The sequence below is a fragment of the Flavobacterium sp. genome (assembly GCF_046317795.1).
GTDB lineage: Bacteria > Bacteroidota > Bacteroidia > Flavobacteriales > Flavobacteriaceae > Flavobacterium.
Window position 1 is genome coordinate 1 of sequence record NZ_JBKCVI010000032.1, and the last position, 23,923, is coordinate 23,923.

Genomic DNA, 23,923 nt, shown 5'->3' on the forward strand with positions numbered 1-23,923 from the left:
TAAAATCCTTGAAAAAAACAAAGCTTCATTAGAAAAAACGTTGTTTGAAACCAATGAAACTTTCAAAAACGGTTTGATTGAGGAAGAAAATGTAGAGCAACTTCAAATCACGCTAACTTCTATCAACAGCACACTTAATTAAAACAATAGATTATTATAATTGGCATACAAAATATTAAAAATAATTTTGGGAATTAACATTGATGCCGAATTAAAATTAACAGAAACTTTAGATAATTTAACGATATCTAATTTGGATTTGTCATTTTCTAAGAACGAATTTGTTGTTACAGACAATATAAACTATAAAATGGCAATGAATTTTCAAGAGCAAAGAGAACTTGAATATAAACTTGAAAAAAGCAAAGCTTTGCCATCCTTAGCAGCAAATTTAAACTTTGGCTATAATGCTTTCAATGATGGATTTGGATTTTTTGAAGCAAATCAAAACTGGTTTAATTATTCAAACATGGGTGTCAGTTTAAACGTTCCCATTTTTAGTAGTTTAGCCCGAAGTTCTAGAACACAACAAGCTAAAATAGCATTTGATCAAGCCAAAACGCAATTGACAGAAACAGAACAAAAATTAAAGCTACAATTTGAAAAAGCCAAAAGTGAGTACGAATACAGTATCGAACAATATACTACTTCCAAAAATAGTTTGAGTTTAGCAGAAAGAATAGAAAACAAACAACAAATAAAATTTAAAGAAGGTCTTTCCTCTAGTTTTGATTTTACCGAAGCGCAACAACAATTGTACTCAAAACAACAAGATTACCTTCAATCTATGGTTGATATTATAAACAAAAAAGCATCATTAGAAAAAATAGTAAACAAAAACTAAACATCAAAATGAAATCGAAGATTCACGAATTATATAAAACAAAAATCATGAGTAAAAAAATTATAATCATTGCCATTTTATCTTTGTCAATATTTTCTTGTGCTAACAAGGAGAATTCCAACATTGACCAATTAATAAGTTCCAAAAACGTAAAAGGATTACAAGAACGAAAAGCAACGCTTCAAGCCGATATTGCTAAAATTGAAGGTGCTTTGGCTACTTTGGACATAAAAAAAGAAGAAGCGTTAGTAGAGGTTTCTACTGTAAAAGACACGCTATTCAATCATTATCTTGAAGTTCAAGGCAATGTGGATACCAAAGAAAATATTTTGGTACAACCCGAATTTAGCGGAACATTAACCTCATTAAATGCAAAAGCTGGGCAAAAAGTTTCCAAAGGACAAATTCTTGGTAAAATTGATGATGGTGGTTTGAGCCAACAATTGGCAAGTTTAGAAAATCAATATGCGCTAGCCAAAACCACTTATGAAAGACAAAAAAATCTATGGGATAAAAAAATTGGTTCCGAAATTCAATTTCTTCAAGCGCAAACTCAAATGGTAGCAGCTCAAAAAGGCGTTGCTCAAATGAAAGCTCAATTGGCAAAAACGGTTATTCGTGCTCCGTTCTCAGGCACTATAGATGAAGTTTTTGTTGAAAAAGGTCAAGTAGTTGCACCAAGTGCTGAAGGACTAATGCGAATAGTAAATTTGGGAAGTATGTACGTGTCAACCTCGGTTCCAGAAACGTATATTGGCAAGCTAAAAGTAGGCGATCAAGTGGATGTTTTTCTTTCCTCTTTAAACAAAACCTATAAAGGAAAAGTGCGTCAAGTGGGGAATTTTATCAATCCCAACAACCGAAGTTTTGGTATTGAAGTGAGTTTGCCAAACCCTGATAATTTATTGCGCCCCAACCAAGTAGCCAAATTAAAAATTATTGATTATACCAATAATAAAGCCATAGTAGTTCCTACCAATGTTGTTCAAGAAGATGGTGAAGGAAATAAATTTATTTACACAGTTGAAGGAAGCAATGGCAAAACAGGTACTGCCAAAAAAGTTAAAGTAACCCTAGGAAAATCATCAAATAATGTAACCGAAATTGTAAGTGGTTTAGCCGCCGAAGATATTATTGTAACCGATGGTGTAAACAGTATTTCGGAAGGAATGAAATTGAATTTTTAAAAAGTTTATGGTTTGTTGTTTATGGTTTATAGTCTAACCTTAACAACAAACTACAAACACTAAACTATAAACAAATACTATGTCACATCAAAATAAAGAATTTGGAATTTCCAGTTGGGCGATAGAAAATCGTGTAACCGTATATATTTTTACACTATTAGTTACCATTACAGGTCTGATAGCTTATACCACAATGCCTCGTGAAGATTTTCCGGAAATTATTGAGAATAAAGTATATATCTCGTCCGTTTTTCCAGGAAATTCAGCCGAAGATGTAGAAAAATTAATTATCAAACCTCTCGAAAAAGAAATCAAAAACATCAGTGGCGTTGAAAAAGTTACGGCAAGTTCCTTTCAAGATTATGGAATGATCATCGCCGAGTTTAGTGATAAAGTTTCTATTGAAGAAGCCAAAACCAAAATCAAAGACAAAGTTGATATTGTAAAAGCCGATACCGATTGGCCCAACTTAGACAACGGTAGCAAAGTAGAACCAAGTGTTTTCGAACTCAACATTTCGGAAGAAGTGCCTATTTTAAACATCAATTTGAAAGGAAATTACACCACACAACAACTCAAAAAATACGGCGAAAAACTACAAGATGATATTGAAGAAATTCCCGAAGTAAAGAAAGTTGATATTCTTGGCGTGGACGACAAAGAAGTAGAAATTGCGGTTGATATATTTAAAATGACTGCAGCACAAGTATCATTTGATGATATTCAAAATGCGGTGAAATATGAAAACATGACGCTTTCGGGCGGAAATTTAATTTCCCAAGGATCAAGAAACAACATCCGAATTGTGGGTGAAATCAAAGACCCAAAAGAGTTAGAAAATATTATTGTAAAACACAATAACGGAACTGTTTATCTGAAAGATATTGCTGTAGTTTCTTTTAAAGAAAAAGAAAAAACTACTTATGCTCGGGAGAAAGGCAAAGAAGTGGTGATGCTAAACGTCAAAAAACGTTCGGGTCAAAACATGATTTCTGCCATTGAACAAGTGAAAGAAAAACTCAAATTGGCAAACGAAAATTACTTGCCAAAAGATTTACAAGTCGAATTGACCAACGACCAATCTTCTCGAGTAGAGCACCAAGTAGATGAATTATCCAATCACATTATCTGCGGAATTGTTTTGGTAATGATTGTTCTGATGTTTACCATGGGATTGAGAAACTCACTGTTTGTTGGCGCTGCCATTCCGCTTTCGATGATGATTGCGTTCACCATTCTTTCCGCTTTTGGATTAACCCTAAACACGATGGTACTTTTCGGGTTGGTAATGGGATTAGGATTATTGGTGGACGACGGAATTGTAGTAGTCGATAATGTTTTTGCCAATATGAAAAAAGGAATGCCACGAGTGCAAGCTTCCAAAGTGGGAATTGGCGAAATTGCTTGGCCTGTAATTTCCTCAACGGCAACCACTTTAATGGCGTTTTTACCGTTTGCTCTTTGGCCTGGCACTATGGGTAAATTTATGATTTATTTCCCCATAACGTTATCGGTAACTTTAACGGCATCTTTATTTGTGGCAATGGTTGTAAACGCTGCTATGACTGGTGGTTCGATGGATATTGAGGATAGAAATGTAACCAATAAATCAGCAAAAATATACACAATTATCTTGGTAATTATCGGAATTGTATTTGTCATTATTGGAAATTTAGATCACTCCAAATTTGCTAGAGGGATTGGTCATTTTGCATTAATTTCATTAGGGTTAATGTGGTTATACAAATGGAAAATGTACCAATGGACTCAAGATTTTCAACATAGCTTTTTTCCGAGATTAGAAGAAAAATACAAACGGTTTTTAAGTAAAATTTTAGTTGGGAAAAACGCCTGGTTGGCTCTTATTGGCATAATAGGAATGCTGTTTTTATCCGTTGGACTTTTAAACGTTTTCCCAAGAAAAGTCTTGTTTTTCCCAGAAAATATTCCCAATCAAGTGATTACTTATATTGAATATCCCCAAGGAACCGATATAGAAAAAACAAACAAAGCCACTTATTTTGTTGAAAAACAGGTAATCGAGATAATGAAAAAATATATCGATCCTAAAACAGAGGATAATTATTTGGCTGAAAGCATTGTTTCTCAAGTAGGTGTTGGTGCCGGAAATCCAAATGTGGATGCAGGTTCTGCCAATGAAACCCCTTTTAAAGGAAAAGTAACGGTCAATTTCGCTGAATTCAAATTTAGAAGAGGAGTTAATACTTCGGATGTTTTGGACGAAATTAGAGCTCGTGTAAAAGGAATTGCTGGAGCAACAGTAACCGTCGAAAAAGATGCTAATGGTCCGCCAGCAGGTTATCCAATTAGTATTCAATTAACGGGCTACGCTGGAGTTGATTATGATGTGATGCTCAAAGAAGCTGATAAAATGATTGCCTTTGTAGATTCTAAAAATATACCAGGAATTGAACGACTGAATGTGGATGTCAACAAAGAAAGTCCAGAGCTTGAAGTAAAAGTTGATAGAGTCAATGCTGGAAGTCTTGGTGTTTCTACAGGACAATTAGGTTTCAATTTGCGTCGTTCGGTGTATGGTCAAGAAATATCTACTTTCAAGGAAGGCGATGATGATTATAATATTGTCGTTCGAATGCAAGAGGACCAACGAAAAAACGAAAACATACTTTTCAATCAATCGTTGACTTTTAGAAACCAAACCAACGGTCAAATGATGCAAGTGCCTATTTCTGCAGTATCTGAAACCGAAAAAACATACACCTATAACCAAATCAAAAGAAAGGACTACAAACGAATAATGACTATTTATTCCAATGTATTGACAGGTTATAATGGTGATGAAATTACCAAGCAAATTGGTGCTGAATTGAAATCCTATCAATTGCCCAAAGGAATTACCTATTCGTTCTCTGGTGTGCAAGAAGAACAAGGCAAAAACCAAAGTTTCTTGATGTTTGCATTATTCTTAGCCATGGCCGGAATTACAATTATCATTGTGCTTCAGTTCAACTCGATTTCAAAAACATTGGTGATATTGTTTACTGTCTTGTTAAGTTTCAGTGGTGTTTTCTATGGTTATGTCATTGCCAATATGGATTTCGTTATCTTGATGACCATGATGGGAATTATTTCCTTAGCTGGAATTGTGGTGAAAAACGGAATTGTATTAATGGATTTCTTCGTATTGCTTTTGGACAAAAAAGTTGCCGATAAAGGAGTTGAAAGCCACAACGATTTATCACTTGACGAAATAAAAGAAATCATTATTGAAAGCGGAAAAAATCGTTTGCGTCCAGTATTATTAACCGCATTAACGGCAGTTTTAGGATTAATACCTTTAGCTATTGGATTGAATTTTGACTTCTTCGGTTTAATAACCGATTTGAATCCACATTTATATATGGGTGGTGATAATGTGATTTTCTGGTCGCCATTGGCTTGGACCATTATTTTCGGATTGACTTATGCTACTGTATTAACTTTAGTCATGGTTCCAGTAATGTTCTTCCTAGTGAAACGAACTAAGTACTGGATTCGTGATAGTAGAGGATTGTAATTTCTATTTTATAAAAAAATGCCCCAAATAGTATTTCACTTTTTGGGGCATTTTTACTAATATTCATTTCATACCAGAAAACTTTAGTTCAATAAATACAATTTGAATAATTTTATTTCCATTTTAATGTTTCCATTAACCGTTGCATGTCATTTTTCACATAACTTTCGGCAGGAAAAATAGAATCAAAATTGGGCTTTGCATAAAAATATACTGAACCCGTTACAAAATGTTTGATGCTATCTGTGGCATAAAACAAAGAATTTGTAGCCGCATTTCCTGTAACATTATACAACATTCCATAAACTTTTTTATCTGGATTTATGTAGCGTTGTTCCATGATTTGATCCGCTTTTTGGGTATGTAATTTGTAAGTCAAGTTTTGTGCATCTCTCAATAAAGAACTGATGTCGTTGTTTACTGTTTTATATGTGAGGTAAATGGTTGCTTTCATTTTTGGATAATGGATTGAAAAACCGCAGTTTTTATCTTCTTTTATAATAGCATCATCATTCATTTCAAATTCAAACGGACAATGATTACTGAAATAAGCATAATTTGCTTCAGGATAATCCAATCTCAGTTGGCTTGCAGGTTTTGGCAATACATCATCTTTACAACCAACCATAAATAATAGGAGCTGGAGAACAGACAAAATACCAACTATTTTTTTTACCATTTTTTATTATTCTAAAGTTACTTTAATTTGTTTTATTCTTTTTTTATCAACTGATTCAATGGTGAAATATACATTTGAAAAATGAATTTTTTGCCCTTTTTTGGGGAAGTTACCTAAAATTTCCAAAATAAATCCAGCCAAAGTTTCTGCTTCTCCTTTTCTATTTTCAAAAGCTTCTTCGTCAACAGCAACAATTCGGTAGAAATCTTTTAAATTTATTTTGCCTTCAAACAGAAAATTTTTGTCGTCAATTTGAGAATAATTCAAATTTTCATCATCAAACTCATCTGAAATATCACCAACAATTTCTTCAATAACATCTTCAAGCGAAACTAAACCAGATGTTCCTCCATACTCATCAACTACGATAGCCAAATGACTTTTTTTGCTTTGAAAATCTTTTAATAAGTCATCCAACTTTTTGTTTTCGGGAACAAAAAATGGCTCACGTATTAGTTTATTCCAGTCAAACTCTTTTTTGTGAATATGTGGAATTAAATCTTTAACAAATAAAAGTCCTTCTATATGATCAATGCTTTCCTTATAAATAGGAATTCTAGAATATCCTTTGTCTATAATTTTTGTATAAATTTCAGCAAAAGTTTCTTCTATTTCTAAAGCAAAAATATCAATCCTCGGACTCATCACTTGTTTGGTATCTGTATTTCCGAATGACACAATTCCCTCAAGAATTTTATGTTCATCTGATGTAGTATCATCCGAAGAAGTAAGTTCCAAAGCTTGTGACAATTGATCAACAGAAATGTTTGATGATTTTTGTTTTGCTAACTTTTCATGTAAAAAAACAGTCACAGCGCGCATTGGAATACTGATAGGCGAAAGTAACTTATCAAGAATTGCTAATGGATTGGCAATAAATTTTGCAAATTTTATATTATTTCTACTCGCATACACTTTGGGTAATACTTCACCAAACAATAAAATAAGAAAGGTTATCAGGATAACTTCAACAACAAATTTGAGCAATGGCGATGCAATGGCTTCAAAAATAGTGTTTCCAACAAACGAAAAAATAATGACAACACCTATATGACTAAAGTTATTGGCAACTAAAATTGTAGCTAATAATTTTTTGGGTCGCGATAGTAAATTGGAAATTAAATTAGCTTTGGAGGAATCTTCCTCATATAAAACTTTTAAATCTTTTTGAGTTAGCGAAAAAAGTGCAATCTCCGAAGCAGATACCATGGCAGAACAAAACAACAGAAAAATAATTCCTATACTTCCAAAAAGCAAGTGTGTGTCAATGTTGGCAAGTAAATTTAAACTGGGCTCAGAGTCCAAAGGAGAAAGGGTTAGTTAAACAATATTAATAAGTTAAATCGTTTTCAGGATTTGACGGGCTTGGGGTTTCAAAATTAGTGTTTTTTGATTCCAAATTTTGAACAGATTTAACACCTTCAAGTTCTTTTTTTGTGGTCAAAAAGGTAAACTCCGTAACTTGAATTTCTGTTGTGTACTTTGTAGTTCCATCTTCTGCTTGCCATTGACGCGATTTAATTCTTCCTTCAACGAATATTTTATCGCCTTTAGATAAATATTTTTCGCAAATTTCTGCTGCTTTATTTCGCACTACTAAATTATGCCACTCAGTAGAAGTGATTTTTTCATTGGTTTGCTTGTTAATATAAACTTCATTGGTAGCTAAAGGAAAGCGTCCAATGCAATTTCCTCCTTCAAAGTAATGCATTTTTACCTCGTCGCCAAGATGTCCAATTAACATAACTTTATTTAATGTACCGTTCATTTTTAATGTATTTGTTTCCCTCAAATTTAGTACTTTTTTTGAAATCTAAAACTATTGATTGGAAATAAAATTAAAAATCACAATTGGGAAAGGCATTTTTTTGACTGACTCCCAGTCGATTCCGTTTTCAATTTTACCATTAACTTTTATTTTCCAAAATTTAATATTCAAATGTTGGTGAGAGAGTTTATGAACAATAGTTTGAGGATTAAAAAGTTGTATGTTTTGAATAGAGTTCTTTATAAAATTTTGATTTTTAATTAAAGCAAGTATGTTCTCTTCGGTTTCAATAATTTCGGTTTCTAATAAAGGAAACTCATATAAATTGTGCCAAATTCCTTTTTGGGTTCTTTTTTGAATTAAAGTGTTATTATTAGAATCTGAAAAAACCAAATAATTAAAGTACCGATGTCTAACCTTCAATTTTTTTGACTTCACAGGAAGTTGTGCAACTTTTTTCTTTTGTAAGGCAAGGCAACTATCATTAAAAACACAATTTTGACAATCGGGATTCTTGGGTACGCACAGCAAAGCGCCAAACTCCATAATCGCTTGATTGAACTCATTCGCTTTTCCTTTGGGCAATAATTCAGAAGCTAGTTGTGTAAATTCCTTTTTACCGCCAGCAGAAGCTATATCGGTTTCAATATCAAAATAGCGTGATAAAACTCTAAAAACATTTCCGTCAACAACAGGCACATTTTCATTATAGGCAAATGAAGCAATAGCAGCGGCTGTATATTCGCCTACACCTTTCAATTGTAATAAATCGTTGTAGGTTTTAGGAAATTCACCCTTCAATTCAAACGCTATTTGCTTTGCTGTTTTGTGTAAATTTCTGGCTCTCGAATAATATCCCAATCCTTGCCAGAGTTTTAATACTTGCTCTTCGCTAGCATTAGCCAAATCAAAAACGGTTGGAAATGCTTCTGTAAAACGAAGAAAAAAAGGCAGTCCTTGAGCCACTCGCGTCTGTTGGAGCATTATTTCGGAAAGCCAAATTATATACGGATTAGTACTGTTGCGCCAAGGCAAATCACGCTTGTTTTGTAAATACCATTGGATTAATGTTTTAGAGAATCTCATAGTTAAATTATGGTTAGCAAAAATAAATCTTTATGTTATTAAATTTTAATAGATTATGCTTGAAATATTGTTTTTTTAATTCATATATTTGCAACCTCAAAAAAATTACATAATAACATTAAATAAGAAAGAAAATGACGAAAGCAGATATCGTAGCAAAGATTTCAGAAAAATTAGGTCTTGAAAAAGGAGATGTTCAAGCAACAGTAGAAGCGTTTATGGAAGAAGTAAAAACTTCTTTAGAAACAGGAGACAATGTTTATTTAAGAGGGTTTGGTAGCTTTATTATTAAAACGAGAGCTGAAAAAACAGGAAGAAACATTTCTAAAAACACCACCATAAAAATTCCTGCACACAATATTCCAGCATTTAAACCTGCAAAAGTATTTGTAGAAGCTATAAAAACTAATACTGAAGTAGCAGTATAAACTCATTTATTAATAATAAAAACACCAACCTATGCCAAGTGGTAAAAAAAGAAAAAGACATAAGGTAGCAACGCACAAGCGTAAAAAAAGAGCGAGAGCTAACCGTCACAAAAAGAAAAAGTAGTTCGTAACTACTTTTTCTTGTTTTTAAAAAATCGTTCATTGAAATTGAAATTTAGTAATCAGTGGTCAGTAATTAGTAGTCAGTTACTGTATACTAAAAACTGTAAACTGAACACTATTTTTCGCCGGGTAAACAATACCTGTTTAAAAATATTTAATCCATCTGTAGCAAACAGTTTATGGTTGATGGTTTAGAGTTTATGGTTAATAACTATAAACAACAAACCTCAAACTACAAACCTCAATACAGATAAAAATTTACAACATGAATAAAGAATTAATCATCCGTAGTGGTGAAGATGCTGTAGATTTTGCCTTATTAAAAGATGGAAAACTAATTGAATTACACAAACAAGAAGAAACAAGCAACTTTCAGGTTGGCGATATTTTTATTGCTAAAATCAGAAAACCAGTTGCTGGCTTAAATGCTGCTTTTGTAAATGTTGGCTACGAAAAAGATGCCTTTTTGCATTATCAAGATTTAGGTCCTAATTTAGCTTCTTATGTGAAATTCATAAAACTTGTAAGCGCAGGTAAATTAAAAGATTTCTCCCTAAAAAACTTCCAGTTTGAAAAAGAGATTGATAAAAATGGTTCAATATCAGAAATTCTGAGTGCCAATCAATCTGTATTAGTACAAGTGGTCAAAGAACCTATTTCTACCAAAGGCCCTAGAATAAGCACAGAGCTTTCATTCGCAGGACGATTTGTAGTTTTAGTTCCGTTTTCGGATCGCGTTTCTATTTCTCAAAAAATAGAATCAAAAGAAGAAAAAGACCGACTTAAAAAACTAATGCAATCTATCAAACCAAGAGGTTTTGGTGTTATTGTGAGAACAGTAGCAGAAGGCAAAAACATAGCCGAATTAGAAAAAGATTTGCAAAACCTACTAGCCAGGTGGTTTGCAATGAGTAAAAAATTACCAACTGCTCATCATCCGTCCAAGATTTTGGGAGAGCTTAATAAAGCTTCTTCTATTTTAAGAGATGTTTTTAACGATACTTTTACCAGTATCCAAATTGATGATGAAGAGTTGTACGAAGAAACAAAGGAGTATTTAGCCGAAATAGCTCCCGAGAAACAAAAAATTGTTAAGTTTTATCAATCGAAAGACACACCATTGTTTGAAAAATATCATATCGAAAGACAAATAAAGACTTCTTTTGGCCGAACAGTATCAATGAGCAAAGGCGCTTATTTGATTATAGAACACACCGAAGCACTGCACGTTATTGACGTGAATAGTGGAAACCGTTCTAACAAAGCCAATAATCAAGAGGACACTGCTATGGAAGTAAATATGATTGCTGCCGCCGAAATCGCAAGACAATTACGTCTCCGGGATATGGGCGGAATTATTGTAGTCGATTTTATCGACATGAAAGACCCAGACAATCGACAAGTGTTATTCAATTTCCTTAGAGAGGAAATGAGTGATGATAAAGCCAAACACAAAATCTTACCGCCTAGTAAATTTGGATTAGTCCAAATAACAAGACAACGCGTAAGACCAGAAGTAAATATTGAAACAAGAGAAGAAAATCCTAATAATTTGAGCGGTGATGTAGATGCGCCAATTCAGATTATTGATAAGATTAATTTTTCTCTTGAAAAGATTGTAAAAGACCACAAGAAAGTGAAATTGAATGTTCACCCATTTGTGGCAGCATACCTTAAAAAAGGTTTTCCATCATTACGCTCAAAATGGTTTTTTGAGCATAAAAAATGGGTGAAAATAATACCTCGTGACGCTTACACGTATCTGGAATATCATTTCTTTGACGACAAAGGAGAAGAGATTTCAGAAAAATAACTATGAAACAAGTTCAGAGTAAAATAGAAACCGTCTCGTTTAATTACGAGACGGTTTTTTTATGCTCTAATTTCAGAAATTAATCTAATTCATATTCCAATCTTACCGTAATTCTGGCAGTTTTATTTTTGCTGTAGGTATCGTTAATTCCGCCGTAGCTATCGTCTTCAGTAGAACCTTGACCCGTAATTTGAAAAACACCCATACTTGCTTTTTTCAATTTACCTAAACTTCCATCGGCAGTTTTTACAATTTTGGTTGCACGTTCGTTAGCGTCTTTAGTGGCTTTTTCTATTAAGCTTTGTTTTAAACTAGGTAAATCAGAATAGGTATATTGGATGGAGTTCGAAGATAATTCAATGCCTGAGTTTACTAATTCGGAAGTTTTGCTCGAGACTTCTTCTATTCTTTTCATCAAATCGGGATTTTTCTTGGCTGAAAAAGAAATGGTTTGTGTTGCTTCATAACCGTCAAAGACTTGTTCGTAACGGGTTTGATTATCGCTATTTTCACTTCGTACTTCTCTGAACTTTTTTTGAAAATTAACGGCTCCAAAACTGAATTCATTGGGTTTGAAACCTTTGTTTATAAAGAAATTAGAAACAATTTTTTGGTCCGAAACGATTTTGTTGTAGGCCGTTTTAATATCCATACTAGTAGTTGTAAAACTTCCTGACCAAAGAATTTCATCAGATACAAAATCTTTAGTTCCTAATCCAATTACTGAAATTGAGTCTAAGTTTTCATTACGGTTTTGGAATGATTTTCCCAAAATCCAAGCGGTGATAATTATGGCAACGCCAATAATTATTGATGATTTAATTTTTTCCATAATTCAAATAGTTTTGTTTATAAAATAACGTAAGTTATGACATTTTATTGTATTACACTAAATTACCCTCTTTTAGAGGCAAAAAAGCGCACCAGTAAATCCGAAGTTTCTTGTGCCAAAACCCCTTTAATTACTTCTGTTTTTGGATGAAGTTTTGTGCCGAGTGTTTGAAAACCTCGTTGCTCATCCGAAGCGCCAAAAACTATTTTTGAAATTTGACTCCAGTATAAAGCACCGGCACACATCTGACATGGTTCTAGTGTGACGTAAAGCGTGCACCCTTTCAAATATTTCCCGCCAATGAAATTGGCTGCCGAAGTGATGGCTTGCATCTCGGCATGAGCCGTAACATCATTAAGCATTTCGGTGAGATTGTGGGTTCTTGCAATAATTTTATTATCGATTACTATTACGGCACCAACCGGAATTTCGCCTTTATCGAAAGCAAGTTCAGCTTCCTGCAACGCTTTCTTCATAAAATACTCGTGGGTGAAAGGGTTTTCCATATAAGGAAATGAATGAGGTTTTATTTATCTGAATAATGACCTAAAGCAGCAATTACAAAAACGGTAACAATATTTTCTTCAACTCTGTAAATGAGGCGGTCTTTTTGACTAATTCGCCTCGACCAATACCCCGATAAATTATTTTTAAGTGCTTCTGGATTTCCAATTCCAGTATAGGGAGTTTCCGTCAATTCTTCTAATATCTTTTCGAGCTTTTTGAGTACTGCTTTATTGCCTGATTTGTAATGCTTTTGGATGTGAATTATTGCCAATTCTTCTATTTTAACCCTAAACTTCCCCATATATCATTTGGATCTATTGTCTTGAAATTACCTCTTTTATCGGCGTCTTTAATCATTTTTACAAATTCAGGATTGTAAATCTCATCTTCCTTTTGGGTTGAGGTTTCTAAAATCTCGATGCCTTTTACATCCTTAAAAAATGTTTCGGTCATCGCTCTAAATGCTTTTCCTGCTTTAGTGCGTTCGTTAATTTTAATAGTGAAAGTTGTCATAGCGATGAATTTATAATTACAAATATACAATTTCAAATTGTACATTTGTCACATGTCAAAAAAATTGCTCGAACATATCAACAACCCAAAAGATTTACGAAAGTTAGACCTTTCTCAATTGCCACAACTGGCAAAGGAATTGCGCGAGTTTATCATTGATATCGTATCTGTAAAAGAAGGTCATCTTGGTGCATCACTTGGTGTGGTTGAGTTAACGATTGCCTTGCATTATGTTTTTGATACTCCCAATGATTTGTTGGTTTGGGATGTTGGTCATCAAGCATACGGACATAAAATCTTAACCGAACGACGGAAAAAATTTGACACCAACCGTCAACTTGGCGGTATTTCTGGGTTTCCAAAACGAAGCGAAAGTGTGTATGATACTTTTGGCGTGGGTCATTCTTCTACTTCCATTTCAGCAGCATTGGGAATGGCGATTGCTTCTCGATTGAAAGGAGAAGACAAACATCATATTGCCGTGATAGGCGATGCTTCCATTGCAAGCGGAATGGCTTTTGAAGGATTAAATCATGCCGGAGTTACCGATGCTGATTTGCTGGTAATTCTGAATGATAATGCTATCGGGATTGATCCTAGTGTTGGTGCTTTGAAAAATTATTTGACCGCAGTTAAAGAAGGCAAAAATCCGAAGCAAAACAATATGATAAAGTCGTTGAACTTTGATTATTCGGGACCGATTGATGGGCATGATTTGCTCGTTTTGATCAAAGAATTAGAACGATTAAAAAAAGTAAAAGGTCCCAAGTTTTTACACATCATTACGACCAAAGGGAAAGGTTTACAACAAGCCGAAGAAGATCAGGTAAAATACCATGCGCCGGGAAAATTTGATGCTTCGACCGGAGAAATTTATAAGAAATCTGAGGAGAATTTACCTCCAAAATTTCAAGATGTTTTTGGCTTAACGTTAGTAGAATTGGCCAGAAATAATCCAAAAATCATTGGCATTACTCCTGCTATGCCCAGCGGAAGTTCGATGAAATTCATGATGGAAGCTTTTCCCGATAGAGCTTTTGATGTGGGCATTGCCGAACAACATGCGGTTACGCTTTCAGCTGGAATGGCAACACAAGGGATGGTGGTATTTTGCAATATCTATTCTACTTTCTTGCAACGCGCTTATGACCAAGTAATCCACGATGTAGCGTTGCAAAATTTGCCTGTGATTTTTTGTTTGGATCGAGCCGGTTTAGTGGGCGAAGATGGAGCGACCCATCACGGAGTTTTTGATTTGGCCTATTTACGCTGTATTCCGAATATGATTATTTATGCGCCAAAAGATGAAATAGAACTTCAAAACATTCTGTACACAGCTTCTTTGGGATTAAAAAATCCAATTGCGATTCGATATCCACGTGGACGTGGAAAAATTCCAAACTTCGAAATTCCAAATTCCAAAAACTTTCAAAAAATTGAAATTGGAAAAGCTCATAAACTCAAAAAAGGAAAAAAAGTTGCCATTCTATCAACAGGAACTATTGCTGATAATGTGACTGCTGCCTTAGCAGAAATTGAAGATGAAGGTCATTTTGCCCATTACCATTTTGGTTTTGTAAAACCGTTAGACGAAAAGAAACTGCACAAAATTTGTGATAAATTTTCGACCATCATCACTGTTGAAGATTCTGTTACTACTGGTGGTTTTGGAAGTGCTGTATTAGAGTTTGCTGCCAAGAATGATTACGTAAACGAAATCTTCCTTTGTGGTGTTCCCGATTATTTCATCGAACACGGAACTGTTGATGAACTGCAACAATTTTGCAATATTGATGTTGATGGGTTACGCTTACTTTTCTCGGGTTTGCTTGAGGAAGAAGAGGACGAAGATTAAAACAATATACTTAAATCAATCTTTATAAATTTTTAATCCAAAAGAAGCTGTTGGACAGTTTTTGAAAGTAGTGTATTCTTTTACTTTATCTTTAAAACTTTCCAAATTTTTCCAAGGGTAAAATGAAAATACATCTTGTTTAAAAGTATCAAATTTTTCTGATGTATCGTTAATTTCTATATAACCATTTTGAGTATCAACGCCTCTAAAAGTATTATTTTCCTCGTTCAAAACACCAAACCATTCGATACCAACAAATGCACCTTCTGCTGGAAATTCGATATTATAAACATTAACATCGTGTTCGATTAGTTTTCTGCTTTTCCCCTCCAAAATTACAATTATATCTTGTTCAAGTAATTCTTTTCCTGGTAAATTACTTATTGTATCTTTTTCAAATAAATGTAATTTAAACCCCAATTTTGTATTATTGTAGTTATGTATTTTGAACAAAAACGAGCGGATTTGCTTTTTTTCATTAAGCGGATTATGTATAAAAGTGCAAATCTTCATGCCTTTGATTGCTGTATACTCAACTTTTCGTTTACTTTTTGCATAACCTAAACTGATAAAATCTTCTTTTCTATTTGTTTTAATCACGACTTCATTAAGAGGATACACTGTTGGTGTTAGCAACAGTGTATCATTAGAAATTTGATTCTTAAAAACTTCAAGATTTTCATATCCAATGCAAGAAAGTTTGATTTTATTAAATAAAACATCTGATTTAAATTGTATTTGTCCTTGTTCAGACGAATAACCACCATAGAGAAATTGATTATTATCATACAAAGAAAAGTTAACAAACGAAATTGTTTGTTTTGTATTTGAATTAATTACTAATAAATTTTGAGTCATACATTTTAGACTCATAAGGAAATAAAATAGTAAGATTAAAAAAAAATTAAACTTTACTTTTCTAAATTTCAAATGAGTTTTTCTAAAAATGTATGTCATAAAAAGCGATTTTTAAGTGATTATAAAAAAACTAATTATAGTAAAAAACTAAAAATGAAATACATTAAGCCGTCACAATTTTATTCAACTGCACTGCTTTACCGTCAGTCAGCATCGAGATGAAATGGCAAATGTGCAGCAATCTTTCGTATAAAGTCTCCTTTTCCAGATGGTGTTTTTCGGGTAAGATTTTCAATAGTAATTTATCGTAATTCGTAGCTTTGCCATCATGATTATTGTTATAAGCCGTGATGAATTTATCCAATAAATTATTGATGATTTGGTAGCCCGAAAGTTCTTTTTCGATGACTTCTCGGCTTTGGTAAATGTTCTTTATACTTAGCTTTATTATGTCGTCCATTTGCGCTTTGTACTTGCTTTTATCCGTCAGGGCAAAATGGAATTTTCCTTGCAGAATAGCTTCTTCATTTTCGATAAAAACTTTCACAGCATCATTTATTAAGTTGCCAATCGCCAAGGCACGCAGGTAGCTAATTCTATCCTCTTTGGTGGTTAAAGTTTGATATTTGGCAGTGTCGATTGTATCTTTTACCAATTTGATTAAATACTCCAACGCAAAATCCTCGGAAACTAAACCTAGATTGATGCCGTCTTCAAAGTCAATAATAGTATAGCAAATATCATCAGCAGCTTCGACTAAAAATGCTAAGGGATGACGTTCGTAACCAATATCGTCTCCAGTTTTGTTGGAAATCATTCCCAATTCGTCGGCAACTTCTTTGAAGAATTCCATGTCCGATTGGAAGAAACCGTATTTTTTATCAGCAATATTTTTGGTAGGTTTTTTGGGTAAACTTTCTTTGGGATATTTGGTAAAAGCACCTAGCGTAGCATAGGACAAACGCAGACTTCCTTCAATCCCTGGACGAGAACTCGTTAGCACCGAAAATCCATTGGCATTTCCTTCAAAATCGATTAAATCTTGCCATTGTTTTGCGGTAAGTTGGTCTTTGTAATGTTGCCCTTTTCCAATGGAAAAATATTCGCCTATTGCTTTTTCACCCGAATGTCCGAATGGTGGGTTTCCAATATCGTGTGCTAAAGCAGCGGCAGCAACAATTGCTCCAAAATCGTTCATATGAAAACCATGCACTTCTTGTAAATGCGGGTATTTTTCAATTATTTTTTTTCCAACCAATCTTCCGATGGAACGACCCACGACCGAAACCTCCAAACTGTGAGTCAAGCGCGTATGTACAAAATCGGTTTTTGATAATGGAATAACTTGTGTTTTATCTTGTAAACTTCTGAAGGCAGATGAAAAAATAATTCGATCATAATCAACTTCAAAACCGAGACGCGTATCGTCTTGTTCGATTCGTAAACGTTTGCTGGTGTCGCCTTGGCGTTTTAATGATAAAAGTTGTTCCCAGGTCATGTTAAATTATTTATTAAGTCGTTTTGACCAATTTTTAGGAGAACGGGAAGTATGAAACACTCCAATTACTATTATTTCTGTTTCTTCAAATAAATAATGAATTCCGTAAGGAAATCGAGAAATGAATTTAATTTTTACATTCTTATACTTTTTTTGGTAAGATTCTGGATTTCTATACAACTCTCCTATTCCTGCTTCTAGACAAAGTTCAAAATCATAAGAAAGACCAATTCTTTGTAACTCATACCAAGCAATAATATCTTCAATATCAAATAATGCTTCAGATGTGATTTTCAAATTGTTCACTTTCTAATTTTAGTTAGATAATTTTTAACTTCATCCCATGTATATAAGGGCGTTTGTTTATTTTGAAGGTTTTGCAAACGTGTATCCAATTCTGCTTTTACATCCTCAGAAATTTCTATCTCATTCTTGGAAATTGTATCCCATAGTTGCTCAACTAAAATTATTTTTTCTGCATTATTGTATTTAGCTAAATTTTTAATATCCATGATTTCTATAATTTTACAAATCAAATATACAATTAATTAAAAATTATTTTTGTTAAATTATTTTTTTCATGCAAATACTATTATCAACACCGATATATTGCCCGAAGTTTTCGGTGATTTCGTAGCCCAATTTTTGATACAATCCAATAGCATCATGTTGCAAAAAACCTGTTTCTAGTATGGAAACTTTATAATTTTCTTCTTTTGCCCAAAGCTCCAATTCCGTTAAAATAGCTTTGGCAATTCCTTTACCTCGATGTTCTGGTAAGGTAAACATTCTTTTGATTTCAGCTGTTTCCGAATCGTATTCTTTGTAAGCACCAATGCCAACTGGTATTTCATTTTCATAACAAATCAGAGCATTTTTAAGCAAACTACTTTTGTTGAAAAGGGTGTAAAAAGCATGATCTTCGCCATCAAGCACACTTAAATAAGCATCTAATTCAACCACTAATTTTCCGAAATCTTCATTATCCGAAGTGGTTCTGACGAGTTCAATCATGATTACGCTTCTTTTCCATTTTGTTCCAAAGCATCAAACAAACGCTTCTTTTCGTCCAATGCTTTTTTGTTAACCACATAGGTTTTTGAAATGGTGTCGTGCCAACCTCTTCCTGAAATTCCTAGAAAAGATAAGGCGTTAAAAGGGATTAACCGACACAAAGAACGCACTAAAATGGTCTCAGAATTGGGTTTTTCTCCATTTTCATCAACGACTATGGTTTGCGTAAAATATTTGCCGACAGTTCTCGCTAGGACTATTTCAAAAAAATTGTAATAAAACAAAGCAATAGCAATTGTGATACTGTATTGTAAAATGGTGTTTTTTTCAAAATTAGCAATAAATGTCTTGTCGCCACTAGCTTGCGCGTTGGCTGCCATAAAAACAAGCACAATAAAAAACAAAATGAGTTGCATTAGCGTATCAATCAATAAATTCAAAAATCGTTGACTTAATGACGCAAAAATATCGGCTGAAACTTTGAATTGCTTTTTGTTATTTTCTTGCGTTGTCACTATTCTTTTTGATTGGCTAAAAAGAAATTGCGCGACTTCTTCGGATATTGATTGTAACTTTTATCACTTGGATTGGCAATTACCGTTTTGATATTGATTTCGTCGCCAAGTTTGAAACTGGCTTCGGTGTATTTATAATCCAACAAATATTCCCCACAAAAATAATTGCCGTCTTTGTCTTTCTCAATAATTCCAGTGTAAACTCCTTTTTCTTTTGACATGGTAATTTTATTTATTTCAAAGGTAATAAAATGAAAACAGCCATTCGCCTCGGCAAACAGCTATATTTCTTTATTTATTTCACTGCGTTACATACAGTTCGACCTTCGGTCTCAGGTCTTTGTTCTTTATTCTATTTTCTAACTAAGAACCACACATCTCACAATCATCACCACCAGTTCCAGCGGCGTTTCTTGCGCGATCTACCATGGCAGCAAAGTCTTCGGCGGTCATTTCACCATTTTCTACTGGTGCGACCACTTCTACTGCAACTGCTGCTGGTTTTTCCACTATTGTTGGTTCCGCTTTTTTATCGTTGTTCAACGTGAACTTGATAGCATCAACTGCTGCTTTAGTTCTCAAATAATACATTCCGGTTTTCAAGCCACTTTGCCAAGCATAGAAATGCATAGACGTTAGTTTGGCGTAGTTGGCATCTTGCATAAACAAGTTCAACGATTGCGATTGGTCAATAAAATAACCTCTGTGTCGTGACATATCAATGATATCTTTCATCGACATTTCCCAAACGGTTTTGTACAATTCTTTCAAATCATCTGGAATATTCAATGCTTGAACCGAACCGTTGTTTCTCATTAATTCTTGTTTCAAATCTTCGGTCCACAAGCCGCGATTTACTAAATCTTCCAGCAAATGTTTGTTGACCACAATAAACTCGCCCGACAAAACACGACGAGTGTAAATATTAGAAGTATAAGGTTCAAATGCTTCATTATTACCCAAAATTTGTGACGTAGAAGCTGTAGGCATTGGCGCTACCAATAAGGAATTTCTAACGCCGTGTTTTACTACTTCTTTTCTCAAAGCTGCCCAATCCCATCTTCCTGATAGTTCTTCATCTTTGATGTTCCAAAGGTTGTGTTGAAACAAACCTTCTGAAATTGGTGAACCTTTAAAGGAAGAATAGGGTCCTTCTTCTTTTGCCATTTCCATAGAGGCGGTTACAGCGGCAAAGTACAACGTTTCGAAAATTTCTTGGTTTAATTGTTTGGCTTCATCGCTGGTAAAAGGCATTCTCAACAAAATAAACGCATCTGCTAAACCTTGTACACCCAATCCAACAGGACGGTGACGCATATTAGAATTTTCGGCTTCTTTTACTGGATAATAATTTCTGTCGATTACTTTGTTCAAATTTCTCGTTACACGTTTGGTTACGTTAAACAATAATTCGTGATTAAATTGTCCTTTATCCACAAACATTGGCAAGGAAATGGAAGCCAAGTTACATACTGCAATTTCGTCTTCCGAAGTGTATTCCATAATTTCGGTACACAAGTTTGATGAACGAATGGTTCCCAGATTTTTTTGGTTGGATTTTCTATTGGCTGCATCTTTATACAACATGTATGGCGTTCCCGTTTCGATTTGAGATTCTAAGATTTTCTCCCAAAGTTCACGGGCTTTGATGGTTTTTCTTCCTTTGCCTTGAGCTTCATAGGAAGTATATAATGCTTCAAATTCGTCTCCATAAACATCATACAATCCCGGACATTCGTTGGGACACATCAAAGTCCAATTGGTATCTTCTTGCACTCGTTTCATAAATAAATCGGAAGTCCACATGGCAAAAAACAAATCACGCGCACGCATTTCTTCTTTCCCGGTATTTTTTTTCAAATCCAAAAATTCGAAAATATCGGCATGCCAAGTTTCTAAATAAATAGCAAAACTTCCTTTGCGTTTTCCACCACCTTGATCTACATAACGAGCGGTATCGTTGAATACACGCAACATCGGCACAATTCCATTTGAAGTTCCGTTTGTACCACGAATGTAGGAACCTGTTGCCCGCACATTATGAATTGATAATCCTATTCCTCCTGCTGATTGCGAGATTTTGGCGGTATTTTTTAAAGTATCATAAATCCCATCAATGCTATCATCTTTCATCGATAACAAGAAACAGGATGACATTTGTGGTTTTGGTGTTCCTGCGTTGAATAAGGTTGGTGTTGCGTGTGTAAAGAATTTTTTCGACATTAAGTCGTATGTTTCAATTACAGCATCCAAATCGTTTAAGTGAATACCAACCGCCACACGCATTAACATGTGTTGTGGACGCTCTACAATTTTTCCGTTGATTTTTAACAAATACGAACGCTCTAAGGTTTTGAAACCGAAGTAATCGTAATTGAAATCACGGTTGTATATGATATGAGAGTTTAAAAATTCAGCATTTTCTTGAATTACTTTATGCACTTCTTCTGATAGTAAAGGTGCTTTTTGATTTGTTCTGGGGTTTACGTAATGAAACATTTCGCTCATTGTTTCTGAGAACGATTTATTGGTGTTTTTATGTAAATTTGAAATGGCTATTCTTGCTGCTAATTGTGCATAATCTGGATGCGCAATCGTCATAGAAGCTGCGGTTTCTGCGGCTAAATTATCTAATTCTGAGGTAGTAACTCCGTCATACAAACCTTCAATTACTCTCATTGCCACTTTCACGGCATCTACCAAATCGTTTAAACCATAGCATAGTTTTTTAATTCTGTCGGTGATTTTGTCGAACATTACTGGCTCTTTGTGGCCGTCTCTTTTTACTACGTACATAATTTTGTTATTTTGTGAAATAGAAAATCCCTTCTCTATTTCGGGGTTATTTGTTTATGCTGAATTCATTTCAGCATCTGTTTTTAGTGCTATGATTTACTTCCTAGCCCTGATGGAAGTGGAAATCTTTTTGTTTTTAAAATAAGCCCTTCGACTGCGTGTCTGCCGGCAGGTAGATGCTGAGGGAGACAAAACAAAAAATTGGAACGGACAGCGGGAATATGGTTTCCTAAAATGCCCGAGCCATTCGCTCCAGATTCTGCATTAATTCATGAGAATCTGAAACAAGTTCAGATTAAAAATCGGCGTCGAAAGTAATTTTACTGGCTTCAGAATCGGTGTTCATTACACCTGCTTTTTGGTATTCGGCTACGCGTTTTTCAAAGAAATTGGTTTTTCCTTGCAATGAAATCATGTCCATAAAATCGAACGGATTTGAGGAATTATATACTCTGTTGCAACCTAATTCCACCAACAATCTATCGGCAACAAATTCTAAATATTGCGTCATCAAAGTGGCGTTCATTCCAATCAAACTCACCGGAAGCGACTCGGTAATAAACTCTCTTTCGATGGTCAAAGCGTCGGTAATAATTTCTGTAATTCTAGCTTTTGACACTTTGTTTACCAAATGATGGTTGTGCAAATGCACGGCAAAATCGCAGTGAACACCTTCGTCACGGGAGATTAATTCGTTTGAAAAGGTCAAACCTGGCATCAAACCGCGTTTTTTCAACCAATAGATAGAACAAAACGCACCCGAAAAGAAAATGCCTTCTACAGCAGCAAAAGCGATTAATCTTTCGGCAAAAGAGTCGGAACCTATCCATTTTAAAGCCCAATCTGCTTTTTTTCTAATGGCTGGAAATACTTCTAAAGCGTTGAAAAGTTGAGCTTTTTCGGCTTCATCTTTAACATACGTATCAATTAATAACGAATAGGTTTCGCTGTGAATATTCTCCATCATAATTTGAAATCCATAAAAGAATTTGGCTTCGGGATATTGCACTTCGTTTACAAAGTTTTCGGCCAAATTTTCATTTACAATTCCATCAGAAGCAGCAAAAAAGGCTAAAATATGCTTGATGAAAAATTTTTCATCAGCATTTAGTTTGTTATTCCAATCATTCAAATCGGTATGTAAATCAATTTCTTCGGCAGTCCAAATACAAGCCTCTTGCTTTTTATACCATTCCCAAATATCGTGATGCTTTATAGGAAAAATAACAAAGCGATCTTTATTTTCTTTAAGAATAGGTTCGATGAAAGACATAATCTATTTATTTAGGGTTTTTTTAACTATTTTCTACTGTTACAAAGGTTGTCAATTTTAAATAAAAATGAAAGTCAAACTTATTCACAATCGGCTTGAGTTTTTAACAATGTATATAAATAAAGGGCTTCCAATGGTTTTGCATTAAACTATTGTTTAACAGTTGTTTAAGTTTATTGAAAAAAAATAAAATCCAATAAAACAAGGGATTTTGTAGTTTCAAATTAAAATTATTTGTTTCAAAATAGAAAAAAAAATCACGGTTATTCCGTGATTTATAATTTATAAAATGATACAAATTTATTTTGCAGCGTCTTTATCAATATAGGTTTTATTTCCGTTTTTATTTATGTAATATTTACCTCCATTTGGTCCAGTAAATACTTTATTTCCGTTATACATTCCAGATGCTTTTTCACTAACTTTTGTTGCTTTTTCTTTAGCTTCCTTTTTAGAAGAATCATTTTTTTCTTTTACAGCTTTTGTTTTTGATTTTGCTTCTTTTTCTACTTTTTGAACTTCTTTTTTTGTCCTTTTTTTAGTTTCAATTACTTTTTCTTTTTTTTCTTTCACCACTTTTTCAGTAGTTGCTTTTGTTTTTTTAGCTTTTGTTTTTTTGTCTTGTGCATAAAATGTATTTGAGAAAACAAAAACCAAACACAATAAAATCAATTTTTTCATAGGATTAATTATTTTAAATTATCCTATAATTTACGTAATGTTTTAATAAAAGAGCAGTTTTAAATTATATGTTTCTTAAAGTTATTTTTTTAAATTAGGTGTGTATTTATTTCAT

Annotated in this window: 24 protein-coding genes; 6 read left to right on the forward strand and 18 right to left on the reverse strand. The window is 33.8% G+C overall.

From position 1 onward, the window contains the following. Window positions 1–187 precede the first annotated feature (187 nt). From ACK5ON_RS02180 to ACK5ON_RS02190, 3 genes are all read left to right on the forward strand, one after another. Complete coding sequence (locus ACK5ON_RS02180) at window positions 188–844, forward strand: TolC family protein (RefSeq protein WP_409819448.1); 657 nt, start codon at window positions 188–190, stop codon at window positions 842–844. A gap of 8 nt (window positions 845–852) precedes the next feature. Then, window positions 853–2,031 (forward strand): efflux RND transporter periplasmic adaptor subunit, encoded by a 1,179-nt coding sequence (locus ACK5ON_RS02185; protein ID WP_409819450.1) that lies wholly within the window; start codon window positions 853–855, stop codon window positions 2,029–2,031. A 79-nt stretch (window positions 2,032–2,110) separates the two neighbouring features. Continuing rightward, window positions 2,111–5,569, forward strand: a complete 3,459-nt coding sequence (locus ACK5ON_RS02190) for an efflux RND transporter permease subunit (protein WP_409819452.1) — start codon at window positions 2,111–2,113, stop codon at window positions 5,567–5,569. A gap of 112 nt (window positions 5,570–5,681) precedes the next feature. Here the strand turns inward: ACK5ON_RS02190 and gldD are convergent, their stop codons facing one another. Genes gldD through mutY form a run of 4 tightly spaced genes read right to left on the reverse strand, consistent with a single transcriptional unit; the run spans window position 5,682 to window position 9,102 of the window. After that, window positions 5,682–6,248, reverse strand: a complete 567-nt coding sequence (gldD, locus tag ACK5ON_RS02195; RefSeq protein WP_396173197.1) for a gliding motility lipoprotein GldD — start codon at window positions 6,246–6,248, stop codon at window positions 5,682–5,684. A 6-nt stretch (window positions 6,249–6,254) separates the two neighbouring features. Next, the gene (locus ACK5ON_RS02200) at window positions 6,255–7,553 is read right to left on the reverse strand and encodes a gliding motility-associated protein GldE (protein ID WP_409819455.1); all 1,299 of its coding nucleotides are present in this window, start codon (window positions 7,551–7,553) and stop codon (window positions 6,255–6,257) included. Window positions 7,554–7,578: 25 nt separating this feature from the next. Continuing rightward, window positions 7,579–8,016, reverse strand: a complete 438-nt coding sequence (locus ACK5ON_RS02205) for a single-stranded DNA-binding protein (protein ID WP_396173194.1) — start codon at window positions 8,014–8,016, stop codon at window positions 7,579–7,581. Between the two features lie 51 nt (window positions 8,017–8,067). Continuing rightward, window positions 8,068–9,102 (reverse strand): A/G-specific adenine glycosylase, encoded by a 1,035-nt coding sequence (gene mutY, locus ACK5ON_RS02210; protein WP_409819458.1) that lies wholly within the window; start codon window positions 9,100–9,102, stop codon window positions 8,068–8,070. A 134-nt stretch (window positions 9,103–9,236) separates the two neighbouring features. On the opposite strand from mutY, the gene ACK5ON_RS02215 reads away from it, so the two are divergent. After that, window positions 9,237–9,530, forward strand: a complete 294-nt coding sequence (locus tag ACK5ON_RS02215) for an HU family DNA-binding protein (protein ID WP_264519818.1) — start codon at window positions 9,237–9,239, stop codon at window positions 9,528–9,530. Between the two features lie 388 nt (window positions 9,531–9,918). Then, window positions 9,919–11,466 carry an Rne/Rng family ribonuclease gene (locus tag ACK5ON_RS02220; RefSeq protein WP_396173191.1) on the forward strand — a complete coding sequence of 516 codons (1,548 nt, stop codon included), beginning with the start codon at window positions 9,919–9,921 and terminating at the stop codon, window positions 11,464–11,466. A gap of 79 nt (window positions 11,467–11,545) precedes the next feature. Here ACK5ON_RS02220 and ACK5ON_RS02225 read toward each other — a convergent pair whose 3' ends face one another. From ACK5ON_RS02225 to ACK5ON_RS02240, 4 genes are all read right to left on the reverse strand, one after another. Beyond that, on the reverse strand, window positions 11,546–12,298 hold the full coding sequence (locus ACK5ON_RS02225) for an SIMPL domain-containing protein (protein ID WP_396173189.1): 753 nt from the start codon (window positions 12,296–12,298) through the stop codon (window positions 11,546–11,548). A gap of 62 nt (window positions 12,299–12,360) precedes the next feature. Beyond that, window positions 12,361–12,804 (reverse strand): nucleoside deaminase, encoded by a 444-nt coding sequence (locus ACK5ON_RS02230; protein ID WP_396173187.1) that lies wholly within the window; start codon window positions 12,802–12,804, stop codon window positions 12,361–12,363. Window positions 12,805–12,824: 20 nt separating this feature from the next. After that, on the reverse strand, window positions 12,825–13,106 hold the full coding sequence (locus ACK5ON_RS02235) for a Txe/YoeB family addiction module toxin (protein ID WP_409819461.1): 282 nt from the start codon (window positions 13,104–13,106) through the stop codon (window positions 12,825–12,827). After that, window positions 13,082–13,318: a DUF2683 family protein gene (locus tag ACK5ON_RS02240; protein WP_396173184.1), complete on the reverse strand. Its 237-nt coding sequence runs from the start codon at window positions 13,316–13,318 to the stop codon at window positions 13,082–13,084. The genes ACK5ON_RS02235 and ACK5ON_RS02240 overlap by 25 nt, the downstream gene beginning before the upstream one ends. A gap of 52 nt (window positions 13,319–13,370) precedes the next feature. Here ACK5ON_RS02240 and ACK5ON_RS02245 point away from each other — a divergent pair, with 52 nt between their 5' ends. Continuing rightward, on the forward strand, window positions 13,371–15,173 hold the full coding sequence (locus ACK5ON_RS02245) for a 1-deoxy-D-xylulose-5-phosphate synthase (protein ID WP_409819464.1): 1,803 nt from the start codon (window positions 13,371–13,373) through the stop codon (window positions 15,171–15,173). Between the two features lie 15 nt (window positions 15,174–15,188). Here ACK5ON_RS02245 and ACK5ON_RS02250 read toward each other — a convergent pair whose 3' ends face one another. The 10 genes from ACK5ON_RS02250 to ACK5ON_RS02295 all read right to left on the reverse strand — a co-directional run bounded on the left by ACK5ON_RS02250 (window position 15,189) and on the right by ACK5ON_RS02295 (window position 23,808). Beyond that, window positions 15,189–16,031 carry a hypothetical protein gene (locus tag ACK5ON_RS02250; protein ID WP_409819466.1) on the reverse strand — a complete coding sequence of 281 codons (843 nt, stop codon included), beginning with the start codon at window positions 16,029–16,031 and terminating at the stop codon, window positions 15,189–15,191. A 163-nt stretch (window positions 16,032–16,194) separates the two neighbouring features. After that, on the reverse strand, window positions 16,195–17,529 hold the full coding sequence (locus ACK5ON_RS02255) for a deoxyguanosinetriphosphate triphosphohydrolase (RefSeq protein ID WP_409819468.1): 1,335 nt from the start codon (window positions 17,527–17,529) through the stop codon (window positions 16,195–16,197). 6 nt (window positions 17,530–17,535) lie between these two features. Beyond that, window positions 17,536–17,826 (reverse strand): type II toxin-antitoxin system RelE/ParE family toxin, encoded by a 291-nt coding sequence (locus ACK5ON_RS02260; protein ID WP_409819471.1) that lies wholly within the window; start codon window positions 17,824–17,826, stop codon window positions 17,536–17,538. A 5-nt stretch (window positions 17,827–17,831) separates the two neighbouring features. Continuing rightward, complete coding sequence (locus ACK5ON_RS02265) at window positions 17,832–18,041, reverse strand: addiction module protein (protein WP_396173177.1); 210 nt, start codon at window positions 18,039–18,041, stop codon at window positions 17,832–17,834. A gap of 52 nt (window positions 18,042–18,093) precedes the next feature. Further along, window positions 18,094–18,543 (reverse strand): GNAT family N-acetyltransferase, encoded by a 450-nt coding sequence (locus tag ACK5ON_RS02270; protein ID WP_409819474.1) that lies wholly within the window; start codon window positions 18,541–18,543, stop codon window positions 18,094–18,096. Between the two features lie 2 nt (window positions 18,544–18,545). After that, complete coding sequence (locus tag ACK5ON_RS02275; protein WP_409819476.1) at window positions 18,546–19,058, reverse strand: RDD family protein; 513 nt, start codon at window positions 19,056–19,058, stop codon at window positions 18,546–18,548. After that, entirely contained in the window at window positions 19,058–19,279 is a 222-nt protein-coding gene (locus tag ACK5ON_RS02280; protein WP_396173173.1) for a hypothetical protein, read from the reverse strand. Before ACK5ON_RS02280 ends, ACK5ON_RS02275 begins: the two co-directional genes overlap by 1 nt. A gap of 142 nt (window positions 19,280–19,421) precedes the next feature. Continuing rightward, the gene (locus tag ACK5ON_RS02285; RefSeq protein WP_396173171.1) at window positions 19,422–21,854 is read right to left on the reverse strand and encodes a ribonucleoside-diphosphate reductase subunit alpha; all 2,433 of its coding nucleotides are present in this window, start codon (window positions 21,852–21,854) and stop codon (window positions 19,422–19,424) included. A gap of 295 nt (window positions 21,855–22,149) precedes the next feature. After that, window positions 22,150–23,127, reverse strand: coding sequence for a ribonucleotide-diphosphate reductase subunit beta (locus ACK5ON_RS02290; RefSeq protein ID WP_409819479.1), 978 nt, complete (start codon window positions 23,125–23,127; stop codon window positions 22,150–22,152). Window positions 23,128–23,427: 300 nt separating this feature from the next. Then, on the reverse strand, window positions 23,428–23,808 hold the full coding sequence (locus ACK5ON_RS02295; RefSeq protein ID WP_409819481.1) for a hypothetical protein: 381 nt from the start codon (window positions 23,806–23,808) through the stop codon (window positions 23,428–23,430). Window positions 23,809–23,923: the final 115 nt, after the last annotated feature.